Annotated in this window: 1 protein-coding gene; it reads left to right on the forward strand. The window is 42.1% G+C overall.

What is annotated here, in order from left to right:
• On the forward strand, window positions 1-1449 hold a 1449-nt coding region (locus CXF78_RS00370; protein WP_145991273.1), incomplete at both ends, for an ATP-binding protein.

The raw sequence follows: 1449 nt of genomic DNA on the forward strand, positions 1-1449 counted from the left end.
GAAATGCAGCAAAATATTGATCAAGCGACCTCTGATTTACGTGAAACCCTCGAGCAGATTGAAATTCAAAACGTTGAGCTCGATATTGCCAAAAAACGCGCGCTTGAAGCAAGTCGGATTAAATCAGAGTTCTTAGCCAACATGTCGCACGAGTTGAGAACGCCACTCAATGGTGTCATCGGATTTGCACGACAATTATTAAAAACACCACTGCATACTAGCCAGCTCGACTACATAAAAACCATTGAACGCAGTGCCAGTAACCTACTGGGTATTATTAACGATATTCTCGACTTCTCTAAACTGGAAGCCGGTAAAATGATATTAGAAAAAATGCCTTTTGCACTGCGAGAAACGCTAACTGAAACCCTGACTATAATTGCCGGTAGTGCACAAGAGAAAGGACTAGAACTGGTTATCGACATTGATGCTAATGTGCCAGAAAGTGTCAGTGGCGACGCGATGAGAGTCAGCCAGATTATTACTAACTTAGTCGGTAACGCTATCAAATTTACCGACAAAGGCAGTGTCATACTCAAAATACACTTAGTGGGTTATGACGAAGATAACATTACCCTGCGCTGCGAAGTTATTGACACCGGTATTGGTATTGATGAGAGTCAGCAAGAATATTTATTCCAAGCATTTGGTCAAGCCGACTCATCCATTTCACGCCGTTTTGGTGGCACAGGATTGGGCTTAGTGATTACTAAACGCTTAATCAACCAAATGGGTGGCCAGATAGGCTTCACCTCTGCCCCTAATAAAGGCTCAAATTTCTGGTTTATTCTGCCGCTTGGGATCAGTCAATTTGAAATTGGCGAAGTGTTGCCGGTTGATGCGTTGCAGCACAAATCAGTCTTATTGTATGAACCACGGGAATTAACCCGCGATACATTAAATCGCCGCTTGGTGTCATGGCAATTAATTATCACTAATGTTGCTAATCCAGAAAATCTCACCTCAGTGTTACAAACTAAAAACAGCAAATTTGATTACATCATCATGAGCTGCCATGGTTTTGCCGACAATGCGTCTTTTATCCATTTATTACAACAAGCCAAACAACATACCGACTGCCTGATTTTGTTGCATGACTGTCTAGACCAAGACATGATAATCAATGTGCTAAAAGTCAACGCAGATGTGTTGCTCAGCACCCCGGTGAGCGATTTTACCCTAGCGCATCATTTAATATATCCGCCAGTACCTTCTACTTTTGTGAGTTTACCTGAGCAGATAAATCTCGATGTAGCCCAACGCCTCAATGCATCAGTATTGGCCGTTGACGACAACATGGCCAATCTAAAGTTAATTGATACTTTGCTCAAAGAATTAGTCGACAATGTGGTGACCGTTAACAATGGCGCGGATGCGATTCAACAAGCTAAAAAACAACCATTTGATTTAATCTTCATGGATATTCAAATGCCAGGAACCGACGGCATA

Source organism: Shewanella sp. 11B5, from assembly GCF_002836795.1.
Classification (GTDB): Bacteria; Pseudomonadota; Gammaproteobacteria; order Enterobacterales; family Shewanellaceae; genus Shewanella; species Shewanella frigidimarina.